This window comes from Levilactobacillus zymae DSM 19395 (assembly GCF_001434115.1).
GTDB classification, from domain to species: Bacteria; Bacillota; Bacilli; order Lactobacillales; family Lactobacillaceae; genus Levilactobacillus; species Levilactobacillus zymae.
This window is the reverse complement of record NZ_AZDW01000006.1, coordinates 1-19166: the sequence shown is the minus strand read 5'-3', so window position 1 is coordinate 19166 and position 19166 is coordinate 1. Positions and strand designations below refer to the sequence as shown.

17 protein-coding genes are annotated in these 19166 nt (G+C 55.4%); 13 read left to right on the top strand and 4 right to left on the bottom strand.

Translation table 11 applies throughout. The annotated features are described in order from the left end of the window. Nucleotides 1-19: 19 nt before the first annotated feature. Nucleotides 20-502, bottom strand: coding sequence for a MerR family transcriptional regulator (locus FD38_RS01060; protein WP_057730363.1), 483 nt, complete (start codon nt 500-502; stop codon nt 20-22). A gap of 137 nt (nt 503-639) precedes the next feature. On the opposite strand from FD38_RS01060, the gene FD38_RS01055 reads away from it, so the two are divergent. The 3 genes from FD38_RS01055 (at nt 640) to FD38_RS01045 (ending at nt 4534) form a co-directional block, all read left to right on the top strand. After that, nucleotides 640-1176: a GNAT family N-acetyltransferase gene (locus FD38_RS01055; protein WP_057730362.1), complete on the top strand. Its 537-nt coding sequence runs from the start codon at nt 640-642 to the stop codon at nt 1174-1176. Then, the gene (locus tag FD38_RS01050) at nt 1169-1996 is read left to right on the top strand and encodes a LysR family transcriptional regulator (RefSeq protein WP_057730360.1); all 828 of its coding nucleotides are present in this window, start codon (nt 1169-1171) and stop codon (nt 1994-1996) included. The genes FD38_RS01055 and FD38_RS01050 overlap by 8 nt, the downstream gene beginning before the upstream one ends. A 150-nt stretch (nt 1997-2146) precedes the next feature. After that, entirely contained in the window at nt 2147-4534 is a 2388-nt protein-coding gene (locus FD38_RS01045; RefSeq protein ID WP_057730359.1) for a phosphoketolase family protein, read from the top strand. A gap of 73 nt (nt 4535-4607) precedes the next feature. On the opposite strand, the gene FD38_RS01040 is transcribed toward FD38_RS01045, so the two are convergent. Then, on the bottom strand, nt 4608-4925 hold the full coding sequence (locus FD38_RS01040) for a DMT family transporter (protein ID WP_057730357.1): 318 nt from the start codon (nt 4923-4925) through the stop codon (nt 4608-4610). 265 nt (nt 4926-5190) lie between these two features. Here FD38_RS01040 and FD38_RS01035 point away from each other — a divergent pair, with 265 nt between their 5' ends. Both FD38_RS01035 and FD38_RS01030 read left to right on the top strand, forming a co-directional pair. Further along, nucleotides 5191-6798: a cation:proton antiporter gene (locus FD38_RS01035; protein ID WP_057730356.1), complete on the top strand. Its 1608-nt coding sequence runs from the start codon at nt 5191-5193 to the stop codon at nt 6796-6798. A 138-nt stretch (nt 6799-6936) separates the two neighbouring features. Beyond that, a complete protein-coding gene (locus tag FD38_RS01030; RefSeq protein WP_057730354.1) occupies nt 6937-7602 on the top strand; it encodes a type 1 glutamine amidotransferase in 666 nt (221 codons plus the stop codon). Between the two features lie 53 nt (nt 7603-7655). Here FD38_RS01030 and FD38_RS01025 read toward each other — a convergent pair whose 3' ends face one another. Next, a complete protein-coding gene (locus FD38_RS01025) occupies nt 7656-7886 on the bottom strand; it encodes a PLDc N-terminal domain-containing protein (protein WP_057730352.1) in 231 nt (76 codons plus the stop codon). A 165-nt stretch (nt 7887-8051) separates the two neighbouring features. Here FD38_RS01025 and FD38_RS01020 point away from each other — a divergent pair, with 165 nt between their 5' ends. From FD38_RS01020 to asnS, 8 genes are all read left to right on the top strand, one after another. Continuing rightward, a complete protein-coding gene (locus tag FD38_RS01020) occupies nt 8052-9407 on the top strand; it encodes a threonine/serine exporter family protein (RefSeq protein ID WP_057730350.1) in 1356 nt (451 codons plus the stop codon). Nucleotides 9408-9498: 91 nt separating this feature from the next. Continuing rightward, the gene (locus FD38_RS01015; protein WP_057730348.1) at nt 9499-10338 is read left to right on the top strand and encodes a metallophosphoesterase family protein; all 840 of its coding nucleotides are present in this window, start codon (nt 9499-9501) and stop codon (nt 10336-10338) included. A 131-nt stretch (nt 10339-10469) separates the two neighbouring features. Further along, on the top strand, nt 10470-10841 hold the full coding sequence (locus tag FD38_RS01010; RefSeq protein ID WP_057730346.1) for a cupredoxin domain-containing protein: 372 nt from the start codon (nt 10470-10472) through the stop codon (nt 10839-10841). After that, nucleotides 10793-11119 carry a cupredoxin domain-containing protein gene (locus tag FD38_RS01005; protein WP_337692312.1) on the top strand — a complete coding sequence of 109 codons (327 nt, stop codon included), beginning with the start codon at nt 10793-10795 and terminating at the stop codon, nt 11117-11119. Before FD38_RS01010 ends, FD38_RS01005 begins: the two co-directional genes overlap by 49 nt. Then, nucleotides 11116-13041 (top strand): copper-translocating P-type ATPase, encoded by a 1926-nt coding sequence (locus FD38_RS01000; protein ID WP_057730343.1) that lies wholly within the window; start codon nt 11116-11118, stop codon nt 13039-13041. Before FD38_RS01005 ends, FD38_RS01000 begins: the two co-directional genes overlap by 4 nt. A gap of 141 nt (nt 13042-13182) precedes the next feature. Further along, nucleotides 13183-14073, top strand: coding sequence for an EamA family transporter (locus tag FD38_RS00995; RefSeq protein WP_057730341.1), 891 nt, complete (start codon nt 13183-13185; stop codon nt 14071-14073). A gap of 869 nt (nt 14074-14942) precedes the next feature. Next, complete coding sequence (locus tag FD38_RS00990) at nt 14943-15506, top strand: matrixin family metalloprotease (RefSeq protein ID WP_057730340.1); 564 nt, start codon at nt 14943-14945, stop codon at nt 15504-15506. Between the two features lie 363 nt (nt 15507-15869). Then, nucleotides 15870-17264: an asparagine--tRNA ligase gene (gene asnS / locus FD38_RS00985; protein WP_057730338.1), complete on the top strand. Its 1395-nt coding sequence runs from the start codon at nt 15870-15872 to the stop codon at nt 17262-17264. A gap of 111 nt (nt 17265-17375) precedes the next feature. On the opposite strand, the gene FD38_RS00980 is transcribed toward asnS, so the two are convergent. Next, nucleotides 17376-18785 carry an aminotransferase-like domain-containing protein gene (locus tag FD38_RS00980; RefSeq protein ID WP_057730336.1) on the bottom strand — a complete coding sequence of 470 codons (1410 nt, stop codon included), beginning with the start codon at nt 18783-18785 and terminating at the stop codon, nt 17376-17378. Between the last annotated feature and the right edge of the window lie 381 nt (nt 18786-19166).

The following is a 19166-nucleotide window of genomic DNA, read 5'->3' as shown; positions in this document are numbered from 1 at the left end:
ATTGCGGCGTCTTTTTTGGTTACCGGTCGAGGTGCCCCAAGTCTTGGGGGTCCGCCCCGTCGGCGACCAGTTGGTTGAATTTTTCGCGCAAGGCCGGGTCGGTCTGCGTGGTGTCCGGCAGGTAGTTGACGGTTTCCGTCCCCGCTTGAATGGCGCGCTTGTAGTACCACTTCTTCCAACGCAGGAAGTCCATGGTGTGTTGGAGCGCCGCCATTTTTTCCTCGAGCGCTTGTTCCTGTTCGGCCAAGAAGTCGTACCGTTCGTCGAGTGTTCGGTCACCGGCCAGGCACAGGTCGATAAACGTGCCGATTTGTTTGACCGGTAAGCCGGCTTCCTTTAAACAGCTGATGGTTTCTAAATAGTTGAAGTCGGCGTCCTTGAAGACGCGCCGGCCCGCGGCGTTGCGGTCGACGAAGGGGAGTAAGCCTTCCTTGTCGTAATAGCGCAGGGTGTACGTACTGATGTCGAGGCGTTTAGCCACCTGACCAATGGAATAGGGCATGGGATTACCTACTTTCTAGACTTAAAGTTAAGTCCAACTATAATTGTTCGCTTGAAATTTCGCAACTGATTCCGCCGGGCGCGGGGATCGCACGCGGTATAATGGGGACATTCACACTGACGAAAGAGGGCATCTCCATGATTGAAGACACACAGCGGTTGCGGGTGCGCAACCTGGTCGAAAGCGACCTGGCGGACTACCAGCGCATCCTGGCCTATCCCGTGATGGCGACCGCGAACGGGGCCACCAGCAGTACGGCGCCGGACTTATTAGCTTACTGGTTTGAAAAGGACCGCCACAGCCCCTACGCCTTCGCGGTGGTCGACCGGGTTGAACACCACTTTATCGGCGCCATTCTGTACTACCCGCACCAGGACCAGCCGGCCACGTACGATCTGGGGTACTTCCTGGAACCCAACGCCTGGGGGCACGGCTACATGGCGGCCGCAGTCAGTGCCAGCTGGACGTTGATCCGGCGCGAGGGCGGTAGCTTGACCAATTTATACGCGGATTGTCTGCCGGAGAATCATCAATCACAACGGGTCTTAGCTAAGTTGGGCTTTCAACCAGTCGCAGCGACCGGTGACGTGGCGAGCGACCACGATCCGGCCGACGCCTTGTGGTTTAAACGAACGTTTGCGTCGGCTAACGGGGAGGCAGCCGCCCATGTTTAACTATCTCAAGACCTTCCGCTTGGTGTACGAGACCCGGAGTTTTTCGCTAACGGCCGCCCAACTCTTCGTGACCCAACCGACCATTTCCCACCAAATCAAACAACTGGAAGCCCAACTAGGCGTGCAGCTCTTCCAACGCAGTGGCAATCACGACGTCGAACCCACCACGGCGGCGCAAATCCTGTACGCCGATTCGACCCAGCTATTAGCCACGTGGCAAACCACGACTCGCAAGCTGGAAGCCACCACCCAGCAGAAGTCGTTGATGGTGGTCCTGGGCGCCTCACAGACGATTGCACTGACCCTCTTGCCGGATCTGGTTCCGCAGCTACACGCGCAGTTTCCCCAGGCGGCGTTACGCATCAAGATGATGAATTCCCAACAGGTCTTACAACAGCTCCAAGCCCACCAACTCCAAATTGGGTTGATCGAAAAACCGGTGGTGGCGAACGGTATCGAACGGGTGGCGGTGATGCACGACCAACTGGTGCGCATCGGTGAAGACACGGGCATCTGGTTGACCCGTGAGCGGGGGTCGGGGACTTATCAATACACTCACCAGTACCTGCAAGAAGCGGGCATTGTGCCCCAACAACTGATTGAAATTGACAACGTCAACCTGATTTTGTCCCTGGTCCAACGGGGGATGGGGCAGACGGTGGTCTCCCAACGCCTGGTTCCCGCGGGCGTCACGGCGCACCCCCTAGGCGCCCATTTCGACCGGCAATTTTACCTGTTATCTAACCAGGCCGACGTGGTGCTAGACGGCCAGTTGCGCGCGGTTTATCAGGCCCTTCAATCAATGTTGACGACTGATTAGGACCTATCGATAAAAATAATTTATAGACCGATATAAAGGATCGGAATCGCCAAAGCCTTGTGGTTCTTGGGGTTTGCGCTTAAACTAAAGCCATCAATTGCAATTGGGTCGCTCCAATTTGCAAAACGGTTAAACAAGGAGGGCTTTAGCATGACTGATTTTGATTCACGAGACTATTTGACGCTGGTTGACAAGTATTGGCGTGCGGCAAATTACATTTCGGTGGGCCAGTTATATTTACGCGACAATCCTTTGTTAAGACGCGAGTTGCGGGCCGATGACGTGAAGTTTAAACCCATTGGGCACTGGGGAACCATTGCCTCGCAGAACTTCATGTACGCGCACCTGAACCGGGTCATCAAGAAGTACAACCTGAAGATGTTTTACATCGAGGGTTCCGGTCACGGGGGCCAGGTGATGGTTTCCAATTCCTACCTGGACGGCAGTTATAGCGAAATTTATCCTCGAATCACGCGGGACACCACGGGGCTTCAACGCCTGTTCAAGCAGTTCTCGTTCCCCGGTGGGGTGGCATCTCACGCGGCACCAGAAACGCCGGGGTCCATGCACGAAGGGGGCGAACTGGGCTATTCCATCTCGCACGGGGTTGGCGCCATCTTGGACAATCCGAATCAGATTGCGGCCGTGGAAATTGGTGACGGCGAGGCCGAGACCGGTCCGTTAGCCACCTCGTGGTTCTCTAATAAATTTATCAATCCGGTCAACGACGGCGCCATTTTGCCGATGCTGAACCTCAACGGCTTTAAGATTTCGAACCCGACGATCTTATCGCGGATGACGGACCAAGAATTGAACGACTACTTCGAAGGCTTAGGCTGGCAACCCTATTTCGTTGAAACGGACGGTCAACGTAGCGACGAGATGGCGGTGCACGAGCGCATGGCGCAAACCATGGACCGCATCGTGGAACAGATTCAAGCCATTCAGACCAAAGCGCGCCGAACCCACGACGAGACGCTACCGACCTGGCCGCTCCTGATCCTGCGGTCGCCTAAGGGGTGGACGGGACCGCAATACGACCTGGATCACCTGCCAATCGCTGGGTCGTTCCGGGCGCACCAGGTGCCGATCCCGGTGGACGCGACGCACATGGAAAATCAGGATCTGCTGGTCAACTGGTTACGGTCGTATCACCCAGGGACCCTGTTTGATGAAAATGGCGCGCTCAACGCCGACATTCAGGCCACCACGCCGCGGGGGACGCAACGCATGGCGATGAACCCAATCGTGAACGGCGGGTTGTCCCCACAACCACTGAAGTTGCCGGATCTTCAACCTTACGCGGTGCAGATCGACCGACCGGGGGCTCAAGACGCCCAGGATACCGAGGTCTTAGCGAAAATGTTGACCCAGGCCATGAAGACCAACGCGTCCACGTTCCGGGCGTTTGGCCCCGACGAAACCAAGTCCAACAAATTCTTCAGTATGCTGGACTACGGTAAACGGCAGTGGCTAGAACCGATTCAAGAACCCAATGACGAGGACATGGCCCCCGCGGGTCGGGTCCTGGACGCGCAGTTGTCGGAACACCAAGCAGAGGGCTGGTTAGAGGGATATGTGTTGAGTGGTCGGCACGGCTTCTTTGCTTCCTACGAGGCGTTTACCCGGGTCATCGACTCGATGTTGACGCAGCACTACAAGTGGTTGCGTAAGGCGTCCGAACAACCTTGGCGGCACGATTACCCGTCATTGAACATCATGAACGTCTCGCACGCCTTCCAGCAGGACCATAACGGGTACACGCACCAAGATCCCGGCATGCTGGGTCACCTGGCGGAAAAGGGCCACGAACTGGTGAACGAATACATCCCGGCCGACGCCAACTCGTTATTGGCCGTGATGCACAAGGCCTTGACCGTGCGCGAAAAAATCAATTTGATCGTGGCATCGAAGCACCCTCGGCCCCAGTGGTTCAGCTTAGACGAAGCGCAAACGCTGGTCCACCAAGGCCTGGGCATCATTCCGTGGGCGTCTAACGATGAAGGTCATCCCGACGTGGTATTTGCGGCGGCCGGAACGGAGGCCACCATGGAATGCTTGGCGGCCATCGACCTTTTGCACCAAGCCTTTCCGAAGTTGCGGGTACGCTTCGTCAACGTGGTGGATATCTTGAAACTCCGGCCGGCGGGGGCGGACCAAGACAGTCGTGGTCTGACGGATGCGGAATTTGACCGCTACTTTACCACGGATGCGCCGGTAATCTTCGCCTTCCACGGCTTTGAAAATACGTTTAGAGGTCTGGTTTACGCCCGGCACAACCACAATATCGACTTCCACGGTTACCGTGAAAACGGGGACATTACCACGCCGTTCGATATGCGGGTGTTAAACGAACTAGACCGGTTCCACCTGGCGAAGTCAGCCATCCACAAGACGGCGTTTGCGACCCAAGCGCAGGACTTCGACCACCAGATGAATCAGTTACTCCAGAAGCACCATGATTACATCCGCGAATACGGTCGGGATATTCCCGAAGTGCGGGCATGGCGCTGGTCCAATCCCTTTCAAGGGAACTAACTTTGGGTTCACTTCCTAAAAAAGAGCAACGCCCCTGCTGCCGGGCGTTGCTCTTTTACTGGTTTTATAAGTGTTAGCTTACGTTGATGTTTAACAGAATGGTGCCCACTACGATAAACCCAATCCCAAAGATAATCACCGGGTTGAGCTGCTCGTGCCAGACCAGCACGGATAATGCGGTGGTGGCCACGATGCCGACGCCGGCCCACAAGGCATAGGCGATATTCAGGTTAATCGTTTTAATGGCTAACGATAAGAAATAAAAGCAAAGTACATACGCCGCTAAACTCCCCATTGTGAAAAACAACCGCGTGAATCCGGCCGAAGCCTTTAACAAATTCGTGCCCACGAGTTCCCCCGTGATAGCAATGCCTAAGTATAAGTATCCCATGCTTGTGCGCCTCCGCATCGTAAAGTTATGTGGTGTGATAAATGACACATCACTAATGATTCAGCATATTGTGAATCAAGATATTCTACCACGATTTTGCCCGTTATGGGTCAAAAAAAGTGCTGGTGGCTAAAAATTTTTTTATGCGGGATCGCTTTGATGGTCAGCAGAAACCGGAAACGGTATGATAAAGCCAAAAAATAATGATGGCTAGTAACGGTTCTTAGTGTAATGAAATAGCCAGCGGATAAGGAAGTGATGGGGGATGACCCTCCTAGTTTCAACGACCACCCTGATTTTGGCGGCCACTTTAAGTATCATCGTCAATCGCCAATTGGTACCGAAGATTTCGGTCAATTACGTTAGTATGGTGCTGGGTGGCGTGTTAGCAGCAATTCCCGTGCTAAACGGGTTGGTGGCAAAGTTTGACGCGGACGTGTTTATTGGGTTGATCGTGGCGCCCCTGCTGTTCTTCGAGGGCCAGGGTACCCGGATGAATAGCGTGGGGCGAAATTTTCGCCAGATTATTAGTTTAACTGTGGGGATGGTCATCGTGTGCGCCGTGGTCGCTGGCTTTAGCACGGCCTGGCTCACCTCACTGGGGCTACCGTTAGCCTTTATCTTGGCGGCCATCAGCACGCCGACCGACGCCACGGCCACCGAGTCCGTGGTGATGGGGCTGGAACTGCCCCGCCGGGAAGCCACCTCGTTGAAACTCGAATCGTTATTCAACGACGCGTCCGGCATCATCTTGCTGAACATGGCGATTCTCTGGTACGTTAACGGCTACATTAATTACGGTCAAACGTTAGGCGACTTCCTCTATTCCGCACTGGGTGGGGTGATTTTCGGCTCCCTGGTCAGCGGCGTTTTGATTTATCTGCGGCAGAGCATGTTGCGGTCGCGGTTGAACTTCATCAATAATACTTATAACCGGGGCACGCCGTTGAAGGTTATCTACATGCTGACGCCGTTCTTCCTGTATTTCGGGGCCGAAGAACTCCACGTCTCCGGCATCATCGCCGTGGTCTTCGCTGGTCTGGTGCACAACGCCGAAGGGGAACGGAGCGCTTTAGCCAACCCCAAACTGGCCTACGATAGTTTTCAATTAATGGATCTGGTCAGCGACGTGCTCAACAGCGTTGTTTTTGTGGTGCTAGGAATCATGTTAGTCCGGACGTCGCTGGACAAATCTGTGACCTATCACGGCAGTCTGATTTGGATTGGGGTCGGGGTGATTCTTTACGTGGCCAACCTGCTTGGTCGGTACGTCTACTGTCGGCTGGTTCAACGACGCGATAATCGGTCAGCTTGGATCTTTGCGCTGGGTGGCATTCACGGGGCGGTTACCTTTGCGTTGGCCTTTACCGTGGCCGCAACGCAGGTTAAGACGCAGGACTTTAACCTGGTGTTGATGTCGGAAAGCGTGCTGATCATCTTAAGTATGGTGGTGCCGACGATTCTGTTCCGGCTGATGTTACCCAAGATCGAGACCGATGAGGCGTTGGCCCAAGATATTCGCCAAGTGCGCGAGAAGATGATTCAGCGCGGCATCGATCACCTGGACGACTTACCGGAGCTATCTGACGAGTTTAAGCAGGCCGTCACGTTTGATTTGAAATCCCAAGACGGGCATACCACGGTTCAGCAGTTTGTCAGTGAGTGGCGGCGAATGGTCCGCCATCCCGAATACACGCAGGCCGAAATGAATTTGTTGATTGCGACCTATCAGCGGGTCTTCAAAACCGAACGGCAATACTTGATTGACCTGTACTACACCCAGCACGAGGTTTCCGAAGAGCTGTTCAACAGTCTATATCGCGAAGTCGCCATGGCCGAGCTGATGGTTTTAGATTATGGCAGCCGCAATTAATACGTTATCTGGTATGCAAGGCGGGCAACTGAGACGGCGAACGCTAGGGCCCCTTTTATTAAACATGTTATAATAGGCCCATCTTGGGGAATTGCAGGCGATCCCCAGCCAAACATTGCCGTTGATGGAAGGGATTCTATGCGAATTAACGTCTTACAGCACACCCCCAACGAGGGGCCCGGAATGATTGAAGATTGGGCCAACACCCACGGATTTGACCTGTACGTGTACCACCCGTACCAGTTCGGCCACCTGCCCAGCGCGGCGCAGACCGACATGTTGGTGATCTTGGGTGGACCGATGAGTCCCAACGACGATCTGCCGTGGATCGGTCAGGAACGGCAGTTGATCCAAGCCCTGTTGGCCCAAAACAAACCGCTCTTTGGCGTGTGTTTCGGCGCCCAGCAGATTACCAAAACGCTGGGCTATCCGGTGACCAAGGCTCCGGCCAAAGAAGTGGGCTGGGCCCCGGTTTACCGGCAGGCCACCACGGTCCGCGGGATTCCGCTTAAGGCCGACGTGTTGCACTGGCACGAGGAAATGTTTGAAATTCCGGCCCACGCCGATTTGTTATTTTCGAGCGACCGGGTCCGCAATCAGGGCTTTGTCTTAAATCACCGGGTGATTGGCCTCCAGTTTCACCTGGAACCGCGGCGCAACAACGTGCGCGAGATGATGGTCAACGATTACCCTTACTTGATTGGGTCGGTGATTCACCAGACGGCACAGGAAATCGTGGATCATCCGATTCCCCGTCAAAACCGGCGCATGCTCTTTCAGTTACTCGATTATATTAATTCGTAATTAAAAATGGATTCGGCCGGGTGGTCGAATCCATTTTTATGCCGCAAGGGAACTTAATCGTCGCGTTCCTGCCCGAAAGCAAAGTATAGCCACGGGCCAATCGGTTGGACGAAGGCCAGGCAGAACCACAAGAATTTATTACCGTGACGGAAGGAATTGGCGCGCAGTAGGTCGCTGAGGGCCAGGGTGCTCGCCGTGAATTCGAAGGCCGCCAGCGGTAACAAACGCTGACGGGCGCGCTTAGAGAGTGGACGATGGTGCGTAGACCATAGGTGATTTAACATCGAAAACGCCTCCTAGACTATTTAAATCAAGTATACGCCCTTTTAATTGTAAGCGCTAACGGCACAATCCTGTATTGAAGCCGGTGGGGCAATGCTTCTATAATGAAAAGGATGATTAGCTGAATGACGTTTCCTAAAACTAGTTAAGGGTTAACGGAGGAGAATATGGATAAGAAACCAACGGCGAGTGCCCCAGAAGGACAGCTCTCTCGCCGGCATCACATGAAGATTCGCTGGAAAAATTTTATTCAAGATAAGGACGTTCCGGCCCGCGAGGCCAGCGTGCAGGCCAGAGCGTCCATCGTGGGCCGCATCGGCATTACCCTGTTGTCGTGTGGTACCGGGGCCTGGCGGGTGCGCGACGCCATGGACCGCGTGGCCCGGAGCCTCAACCTGACCTGCTCGGCCGATATCGGGCTGATTTCGTTGCAGTTCACCTGCTTCAGCAGTAGCGAGCAGAGTTATACGCAGGTCTTGGCGTTGCCGAACACCGGGGTCAACACCGACAAGCTCAATATCATGGAAGAAGTCGTGAAGAACTTCGACAACGACTTTTCCTTTCTGACCGTGCAAGAGATTCACGCCATGATCGACGAGGTGCAGAACCGCCCCAAGCAGTATTCGCCGCTGATTTCGGGTTTAGCCGCGGCTCTGGCCTGCAGCGCCTTTATTTTTCTCTTGGGCGGCGGGATTCCCGAAATGGTCTGCTCCTTTCTGGGGGCCGGCATCGGGAATTACGTGCGAGCCGTGATGGGGGAACACACCATGTCGACGGTCGCCAAGATTGCCGTCAGCGTGGCGGTGGCCTGCCTGGTCTACATGTTTAGCTTCCGGCTGTTCGAGGCGTCGTTTCAGGTCTTGGCCCAACACGAGGCCGGCTACATCGGCGCCATGTTGTTCGTGATTCCGGGGTTCCCGTTTATCACCAGCATGTTGGATATTTCCAAACTCGATATGCGCTCCGGACTCGAGCGGCTGGCCTACGCTATCATGATTACGTTGATTGCGACGTTGGTCGGCTGGTTGGTCGCCACGATCTTTCACTTTAAGCCGGAAGACTTCCTACCGTTGGGTCTGTCGCCGTTGGTCATCGGGTTGTTACGGATCCCGGCCAGTTTCTGTGGGGTCTACGGTTTCTCGATTATGTTTAACAGCTCGCAAAAAATGGCCATCGTGGCCGGTTGCATCGGGGCGGTGGCCAACACCCTGCGGCTGGAACTGGTCGACTTTACGGTGATGCCCCCGGCCGCGGCGGCCTTTACGGGGGCGCTGGTGGCGGGGCTGATTGCCTCGGTGGTCAACCGGTATAACGGGTATCCGCGCATTTCGCTGACGGTGCCGGCCATCGTCATCATGGTTCCCGGCTTGTACATCTACCGGGCGATTTACAACATCGGGATGAATCAGATCGGCGTGGGGGCCTTATGGCTGACCAAGGCCGTTCTGATCATCATGTTCCTGCCGTTAGGGCTGTTCGTGGCCCGCGCACTGTTGGACAAAAAGTGGCGGCATTGTGATTAATTCGGTTCGTTTGGCGGCGGTCATCACTGAGGTGGTGGGCGCCGCTTTTACGTCAGAATCTGCTAGACTAAACTATAAATGAGGTGAGCATATGCATCGAATTGCCGTTATTTCGGACGTTCACGGCAACGTCACCGCGCTCAAGGCAGTCATTGCCGATGCGCGTCAATCCCACTGTACCGACTTTTGGTACCTGGGCGATCTCTTCGTGCCGGGTCCCGGGGCCCACGACCTGTTAACCCTTTTGGATGAGTTACCAATCACGGCCTACCTGCGGGGCAACTGGGAGGACGGCCTCTTGGAAACATTGGCCGGGAAAATCGACCCGCACGACCCCAGCGACGTCTACGAATCGTGGATCGACGACTACGTGCACGACCACCTGACCGCCGCTGACGTGACGCGGATTCGACACTTGCCCATGGTGCAGACCCTTACGCTGGACGGCTTGACCTTCCAATTGACCCATAACCTACCGGACCGTAATTCGGGACAGACCCTGAGTCCGGAAGGCGACCAAACCGGGTTCGACCAGCTCGCCCGGGGTGGGGCGGACGTGATGGTCTACGGCCACGTTCACCATCAGCTCATGCGGCAAAGTACCGCCGGGCAACTGATCGTGAACCCCGGCACCGTGGGGATGCCGTTTCCCCACTGGGGGCGCTTCGCTCAGGATTTACGCGCGCAATACGCCATCATCACCACGCAGGGCCGGCGGATGCCCAACGTGACCTTTCGCCAGGTGGCCTACGATGCGACCACCGAGATCGCGTTGGCCCGGTCCCGGCAGTTGCCCTACGCCGACCTTTACGCCGATCAGTTGACCACGGGCCACGTGTACACCCACGATTTACCGGCACTGACACGGGTGACCCAACGGCCGGGCGAGGCCGCGCGCTTGCGGCAGTTGCTGGCGAAGTATCCCAACTGAATTTAAGGGAATTGCCTAATTCGGTGACGAGTTAGGCATTTTTTGTTGGCTTTCTGTTGACAAATGTAAACGATGGCGGTAACCTGTATTTATCGATTACAAATGTAAATTATAAAAAGGAGCGTTAACTCATGATTAAATTAATGGTGCTACTGGGCGGCTTGGTCCTGATTGGGTTTATCACCTGGTGGTTCTTCGGGAAGCACGCAATCCAGGAGGTCCAAGCCAACGTGACGGTCGACCAACAACGCGTGGATATCGACGTTAATGGGGGCTATTCGCCCGAACAAGTGGTGCTCAAGCAGGGGGTGCCCGCCGTCTTGAACTTTACCCGGCAGGACGCCTCAAGTTGTTTGGACCGGGTGGTGTTCAGTGACTTCGGCATCAACCAGGAGTTACCGCAAAACCAACCCCAAGCCATTAAGATTGATACCAGCAAGCCCGGCGAGTACGAATGGGCCTGCGGCATGGACATGTTTCACGGCAAATTGATTATCAAATAACGGAGGACGAGCACATGACTGAAAAACAGATTACGGTAGACGGGGGCTATGCACCCCAAGAAATTCACGTGAAGCAGGGCGAACCGGCGCAACTGACCTTTAAGCGGGTCAGCGACCGCGGCTGTTTGGACCAAGTGCATTCCGCCGCGTTGGCGTTTAAGCTGGACTTGCCGCTGAACGCGCCCCAGACCGTGACGATTCCCACGGATCAAGCCGGCAAATTCGACTTTAGTTGTGGCATGGACATGGTGCACGGGAAAGTGGTGATCGACCGATGAGTATCACCAAGCGTTTCTGGGTTTCCCTGATCTTCTCGCTACCGATGTTGGCGGGGATGATCGGGATGCCGTTCGGCTGGATGTTGCCGGGCGGGGACTGGACCCAGCTGATTTTGACCACGATTGTGATGCTGGTGTCGGCGCGACCGTTCTGGCAGAGTGCCTGGGCGTCGTTTACCAAGCACCACGCCAACATGGATACCTTAGTGGCGATTGGGACCGCGACGGCGTACGTCTATAGCCTGTACGCGATGATCACCCACCAGGCGGTTTTCTTCGAAAGTGCGGCCTTCGTGACCACCTTCGTCCTGCTGGGTCAGGTTTTCGAAGAGCGGATGCGTAATAATTCCGCCAACGCCGTGGAAAAACTGATGAATTTGCAAGCCAAGGATGCCGAAGTCTTACGGGATGGCGACTTTGTCCGGGTCCCCATTGCCGACGTGCAATTAGGCGACATCGTGCGGGTCAAGCCCGGCCAGAAGGTCCCGGTCGACGGCGTGATCACCGCCGGGAGTTCCAGCGTGGACGAGTCGATGGTCACCGGTGAAAGTATGCCGGTCGAAAAGCACGTCGACGACGCCGTGATTGGCGCCACCCTAAACAGCACGGGAACCTTCCAATTCAGGGTCAACCAGGTCGGCGAAAAGACCATGTTGTCGCAGATTGTTGAGCTGGTCAAAAAGGCTCAAAACAGTCACGCACCGATTCAAAAGTTGACCGATAAGGTATCCGATATCTTCGTGCCGGTGGTGTTGAATTTAGCCATCGTGACCTTCCTGATTTGGTACGTCTTCTTGGGCGCCAGCCTGGCGAACGCGCTGATTTTTGCGGTCTCCGTGGTGGTCATCGCTTGCCCGTGTGCCTTAGGTTTGGCGACGCCCACGGCCCTGATGGTCGGGACCGGCCGCGGCGCTAAGATGGGCATCCTGATCAAGAACGGGGAAGTCCTCGAAGCCGTGAACGACGTGGACACCGTGATCTTCGATAAGACGGGGACCATTACCGTTGGCCAGCCACAAGTGACCGACGTGGTGGGCGACGAAGCCCAAGTGGTACAAGTCGCCGCCAGTTTGGAAGCCGCCTCGGAACACCCGTTGGCCGCGGCTATTTTGGCCCGGGCCAAGGCGTTAAACCTGACACCGATTGAAACGACGGCCTTTCGCGCCGTTGAAGGGAAAGGTGTCACGGCTCAACTCAACGGTCAGACCGGGTTTGTCGGCAACCAGAAGATGGTTACCGACGACCAACTCAGCGCGACCCTGAAGCGAGAAATGGTGCGCCTGCAAAACGAAGCCAAGACGGTGGTGCTGGTCGGGTTAGCTGATCAGGTTATCGGGTTAGTCGCCATTCAAGACGCACCGAAGACCACGTCGCGTGAAGCCATTGCGGCGCTGAAGGCGCGCGGGTTGAAGACGGTCATGTTGACCGGGGACAACCAGCGGGTCGCGGAAGCCGTCGCCCAACAAGTGGGCATCGACGACGTGATTGCCGACGTTTTACCAGGGGACAAGGCCGACTGGGTTCACCAGCACCAGCAGACCGGTAAGGTGGCCTTCGTGGGTGACGGGATCAACGACGCGCCCGCGCTGACCACTGCCGATGTCGGCATCGCCATGGGGTCCGGCACCGATATCGCTATCGATTCCGGGGGTATCGTGCTGATGAAAAACGACCTGCGCGACGTGGACCGGGCCTTGGCGTTAAGCCAAAAGACCTTCAACCGCATCAAGCTCAACCTTTTCTGGGCGTTCGTCTACAACGTCTTGGGGATTCCGGTGGCGGCCGGCGTCTTCTTCGCCATCGGGTTAACCCTGAGTCCGGAATTGGCCGGCTTGGCGATGGCCTTTAGTTCCTTGTCCGTGGTCACCAGTTCGGTTCTGTTGAACAAAGCGAAGATTACGTCAAAAGTGGCAACAGCTTAACTTAAGTGGCGCAAGCCCCACCGTTGAAAAATACGGTGGGGCTTTTCATCTGGTCGGAATTTCTCCCAAGAATTTGGCAATCGTAAATTGGCCGTGTATCATAAGGTAGTAGAACTTTTTACTACATAAAGGATGAGTGAAGTGAAGAAAATTGCGCCAATTTTTGTGGCGTTGGGGGCCATCAGCTTTGGGGTGCCCGCGACACTGTTTAAGATTGCCCGCCAAGAAGGGGTCGTCAACGGCCCCCTGTTATTCTGGTCGTTTCTAAGCGCGGTGATTGTGCTGGGCATCGTGCATCTAGCCCGTCGCAAATGGCTACGGTATCAACATACGAACTGGAAACAACTCCTACTAGTGATTGCGGCGGGGACCGGCTCGGGGTTCACCAACACCTTCTATATTCAGGCGTTGAAATTGATCCCCGTGGCGGCGGCCGCGGTCATGCTGATGCAGGCCGTGTGGTTATCCGTGTTACTGGGTTCGTTGATTCAACGCCGCTGGCCGTCACGGCTGCAGGTGTTAAGCATCATCTTGGTCCTGATTGGGACCGTGCTGGCGGCGGGGCTGTTCCCGATTACCCAGGCCTTGTCGCCGCTGGGTCTGTTTTACGCCTTTCTGGCGGCTTGCGGGTACGCTTGCACCATGCAGTTCACGGCGCACTTGGGCAACAACCTCGACCCGTTGACCAAGACCTGGTTACTGTGTTTCGGGGCGTTTATCCTGATTTCCATTGTCTGGGGGCCGCAAATCGTGACGGCGCCGACGACTTGGCCGACGTTGAAGTGGGGCTTTTGGATTGCGCTGTTCTCGATGGTCTTTCCGTTGGTGGCGTATTCGATCTTCATGCCGCACCTGGAACTCGGCATTGGCCCGATCCTCTCGTCGCTGGAATTGCCGGCGTCGATCGTGGTGGCCTTTGTCGTCTTGGGTGAAACGGTCAGCGGCCTGCAAATCGTGGGGGTCCTGCTGATTATCACGGCGGTGATCATCCCGAACGTTTGGGGGATGTGGCACCGCGAGCAGTTAAACTAGTCCTAAATTTCAAGGCTAATTCAGCGCTTCCGGACCAGTCAGAAATGGGCTGGAACGGAGTGGGCACGGCTTCAAGCCCGCAACCCGGGTCTTGAAGACCGACCTTTGTCTAAGTCGGCTGAGTAACGCCGACTAAGACAAATTTCACTCCTGAGCCCATTTCTGACTGGTCCTCCAGCTTATACTGGTTATGAGTGCAACTTAAATGTTTTTAACTAAACGGAAATCAACACTTCGCTTCGGCAATCAGCTGAAACGAAGTGTTTTTTTGGTCGTTTTCAAGTTTTACGCGCAAGAAGATGGTTTTTGCGCACAAGTTAAGTAGACGACGAACGCCCGGCCCGTCAAGGTGGCCCGGTGGTGGCAAAAGCCAATGAGCACGCGGCTGAGCGGTCCCGGACGGTTGGCACGACTTCGTCCAGTAGTGAGCGCTCAAATTTGAACGAGTGGCTGGACAGTGTTGTGACCCCTTGGGACACAAGGGATTTACGGTGGCAACGAAGCTACCACTGAACGAACTTACGCAATTTGCGTGAGATGAAAACGCTTAAAAATAACTTGTGGCCGATAGCCCATTGGGTGAACCCGTTAGCCAATCAGATAAAATCAGCACCGAAAAAAAACGCCCACCGGCCTTGTCCGGTGGGCGTTTTGCGTGGGTTGACCAGAGCATAAGCGATGAGTTGGCCTGATGGTGAAGCCCACACACACCTGAGGGGCTTGACGAAATTAATCACGGGAAACCGGTCAAAATTGCGTCACAATTTTCTTCACAATTCAATTGCGTACAATTTGAAATGTCAAATACCCCCCGACCGGGTCATCTGACACCGTATCTCATCCTAGCCAACGAAAGCGAGTGCTGATTGATGTTTAAACTACTCATGAAAACCCTGACCGTTTTACTGACTGCCGGAACCTTAACGTGTCTGACCGGGCAATCCTCATCGGCGGCGACCGTGACGCCCACCTGGGGCCACTGGAACTCCCTGACGATTACCTACCATTGCGCGTCTAAATCTACATATTATCGGGATGTCTGGCAACGGGCCATCCGGCAATGGAATAACACTGGCGTGGTGCGGCTGCGAGCCGTTCCCGCCGGGCAGAAGGCCGATATCGAGTTAACGTCGGCCCAGTCGATCACCCGGGCACAGGTCTTTGCGGGCTATACGGATTACAGCTATTATCAACGGCCTCACGACAACCGCATCGTTTCCGCCAAGTCGATTTTGAACCGGGGCATCCTCACGGGTTACCGCTACACCAAGACCCAACGCGTCAACGTCGCCACCCACGAGCTGGGACACGCGCTAGGCCTGAGTCATTCCCAGGATAAGCACAGCGTGATGAACGCGACGAACCGTTACGCCACCATTAGTTCTCAGGATAAGGTGGCCCTGCGCGGCGCCTACGCGCACCAACGGGCTTAAGCTAGGGGATTGCGTCTAACCGTAATCCGTGGTAACCTGTGCTTATCTGAATAGTGTTAAAAACTATAGAAAACGAGAGTACGGTAACGCCGCCGCATCTAGCGAGCTAAGGGCAGTGAAAGCTTAGCACGGTCACTTATCGGAAAAACACCTTTTCTGTTGTCTTCTGAACGCACCGCTAGTAGGAAGGACCGTGGCCGACACGTTATCGTTCGGGGCATCTGTTAGGATGCCAATTAAAGTCGGTTTAACAATAAACAAATTGGGTGGTACCGCGGAAAGATCTTTCGTCCCTGTTACAGGGGATGATGGATCTTTTTTTATGGTTTTGACCAAGGATAAGACACGAAGGGAGAATCCACCATGTCAGACATTTTAGTAAAAGATTTATTCAGCGACCAACATTACGCTGAAGACCAGACCATCACGCTTCACGGGTGGGTCAAGACGATTCGGAGTTCCAAGAAGATCGGGTTCATCGAATTAAACGATGGCTCGACCATTAAAAACGCGCAAATCGTGATGAAGGCCAGCGACCTCGACAACTACGCCGACATTGCTAAGTTCCCCATCAGCTCCACGATTGCGGTGACCGGGAAAGTCGTTTACACGCCGGATGCTAAGCAACCTTTAGAAATCCACGCGGACGCCGTGGTTCTCGAAGGCGCTTCGGACAGCGACTACCCGCTGCAAAAGAAGGCCCACACCTACGAATACCTGCGGACCATCGCGCACTTGCGGCCCCGGACCAACACGTTCTACGCGGTTTTCCGGATTCGGTCGTTGGCGGCGTTTGCTACGCACCAGTACCTGCAGGCGCACGGGTTTAACTACCTGAACACCCCAATCATCACTGGGAGTGACGCCGAAGGGGCCGGAGAGATGTTCCGGGTCACCACGCTCGACATGAACAACTTACCGCACACCGAGGACGGCAAGGTCGATAACAGCAAGGACTTCTTCCGGAAGGAAACCAACCTGACGGTGAGTGGTCAGCTGGAAGCCGAAGCCTTTGCCTTGGCTTTGCGGAAGGTCTACACCTTCGGCCCAACGTTCCGGGCGGAAAACTCGCATACGGCCCGGCACGCGTCCGAATTCTGGATGATCGAACCCGAAATGGCGTTCGAAGACCTGGATGACGACATCGTGACCATCGAAGAACTGATCAAGGCCGTGGTCAGCTACGTGCTGGACAACGCCCAGGACGAATTGGCCTTCTTGAACGACAACGTGGACGACCACTTGATCGAACGGTTGGAAAAGACCCGCGATGAAAAGTTTGCGCGCCTGACCTACACCGAAGCCATCAAGGAACTCGAAGACGCCGACCAGGACTTCGAAGTACCGGTTTACTGGGGCTTGGATCTGGAAGCCGAACACGAACGCTACCTGTGTGAACACATCTACAACAAGCCGGTCTTCTTGACGGACTACCCTAAGGAAATCAAGGCCTTCTACATGCGGGCCAACGACGACGGCAAGACCGTCGCTGCGGTCGACCTGTTAGTTCCTGAAATCGGGGAACTGGTTGGTGGGAGCCAACGGGAAGAACGCCGGGATGTCTTGGCCGAAAAGATCAAGGACAACCACATGTCGGAAGAAGAATACGGTTGGTACCAAGACCTCCGGAAGTACGGGGAAACCGTCCATTCCGGCTTCGGGATTGGCTTCGAACGGTTAGTGATGTACGTCACCGGGATGAAGAACATCCGCGACGTGATCCCTTACCCACGGACGCCAGGAAACGCCGATTTCTAAAAATTAAAGCTAGTAAAGGCCGTGCTGCGAAAATTCGCAGCACGGCCTTTTGCGTCCTGATAACGTCTAAATTTAGTGAACACCACGGAACGTTGTTTCACATGAAACATTTTAGGACGATTGCGTGGCAGCGAGACGGTTGGCCAAGTCACGTTGGCGGCTGGGAGTCATCCCCGCCACGTTGAAGCGAAAGTCCCCCCGACCGGCGCCGAACAGGGTTCCCGGCTGTACCAGGATGTCCTGCTCGAGAAGGCGGTTAAAAATGGTGCGGTCATCTTGGTGGACCCAGAGATAAAAGCCGCCTTGCGGGAGGGTGAAACGCCAAGTGGGGCGGTACCGCCGAAAGATGGCGGCCACAGCTTGCCGGCGCTGGGTCAGTTCGGTGGTTAGCCGGGTTAACTCACCGTCGAAGCGCGGACTGTTGAGAGCCAGGTTGACCCAGGCTTGCGCTAACATACTGGGGACCATATCGAGTTGTTTTTGGACCTGCAACAGGCGCTGACCGATGGCTTGCGGGGCAATCAGCCACCCGATACGGGTGTTCGCGCCTAGAAGTTTCGATAGGGAGCTGATGTAGATCACGTTGGCCGGGGAAAGGACCTTGAGCGGCGGCATGGCCGTTTCGTCGGTCACCAGCCAGCCAAACACGTCATCCTCGACGATAGGGATTTGATAATGCTGGCAAAGGCGCAGGAGTCGCTGGCGTTGGGTCAACGTCAACGTTTCGCCGGTCGGGTTTTCAAACGTGGGATTCATGATCAGCAGTTTGATACGGTGTTGGCGGATGGTTTGGTCGAGTTGGTCGAGGGCAAAATGCGTCGTGGTCAGTGGGACGGGGTAGGTCCGAATGCTCAGGGTGTTGAAAACGGCCGTGGCGTTGAAGTAGGAGGGCGTGACGAACGCCACCGCGTCGCCCGGCTGCAGGAGGCTACTGAGGACTAAAAAGAGGGATTGTTCCGCGCCCCCGGCGACCATGAGGGTTTGGTGCGTCAGGTCGAGTTGGGGAAAGAGAACGGGTTGCCGGCTTAGCGTAGCCAACAGGTCGGGGTCACCCAGGGTGGTCGCCGGTGTCTGCTGGGCCAGGTAGGTCGCCCAATCCAGCTGAAACTGTCCCAGCCGAGGAATCAGTTCGGGGGGCAGGCCCGCCGCGGCTCCGTCGATGAGTTGACCGTGGTCGAGGGCCCGAGCCTGGGTCAGTTGGGCCTGTAACGAGGCGCTGGGCGGAGCGGGATGCCGCAAGAGCTGCCAGTTCACGCTGGTGGTCAGTGGCTTGAGTTGGGGAATCTGCGCCACGAAAGTCCCGCTGCCGCGGCGTTTGACCAACACGCCCTGGGCGCTGAGGTCGGCCAACGCCCGGCTGACGGTGGACCGGTCGACGCGCAACCAGGTCGCCAGTTGGCGTTCGGCGGGCAATCGTTGACCGGGAAGCAGCTGGTCGCTTTGAATGAGCGTTTTGATCAGTTGCGTGATGGCTAGGTATTTGGGTTTAATGGCCGGAAGACTGGCGGCCCAATTAATCATACAAACACTTCCTTTGTCGTTAGTATAGGCGGATTACTAGGGCCTGTCTTAAAAGACTAATTTTGAGTATTCAGCGCCTCCGGGCCAGTCAGAAACGGGCTGGAACGGGGTGGGCACGGCTTCAAGCCCATAGCCCAGGTCTTGAAGACCGACCTTTGTCTAGGCCGGCAAAGGACACCGGCCAACACAAATTTCACCCCTGAGCCCATTTCTGACTGGCCCTCCAGCTGATACGAGTTATAACAATAAATAAACTGGATTCTTTTCAGTAGAGGGTAATGGATGATCATTTAAATCGGTGATTGAGTTTTAAGACAGGCCCTAGTTTCTACGTCTTGTCAATGGAAATGTTGTTAAATCAACGATTCATGATAAGAAACT